The following is a 231-nucleotide window of genomic DNA, read 5'->3' on the forward strand; positions in this document are numbered from 1 at the left end:
GGATTTCAACCCAGCTTTCGTCATTAAACATCATAATAATAGTGCTTAAATCACTGCTTGTTGGTTCACTTTGACTTTGTGCATTATTAACTGGCGCAGCTTGAATTGTTTGTTGTTCATTGAATACGCTTGAGTTTGCTTGTGGTGCAGGCTCAATCTCATTTGATTGTGCTTCATCGGCAGCTTCTGCTAACAGTTTTGTGCTTTTTTGTTGCTCCGAGATAAGAGAGT

Annotated in this window: 1 protein-coding gene; it reads right to left on the reverse strand. The window is 39.4% G+C overall.

Annotation, left to right across the window (positions count from 1 at the left end):
- On the reverse strand, nt 1–231 hold a 231-nt coding region (locus R0K30_RS23810), incomplete at both ends, for a hypothetical protein (RefSeq protein ID WP_410613533.1).

Origin of the sequence: Bacillus sp. SIMBA_154, assembly GCF_046536015.1 — a bacterium.
In the GTDB taxonomy this organism is placed as follows: Bacteria; Bacillota; Bacilli; order Bacillales; family Bacillaceae; genus Bacillus; species Bacillus pumilus_P.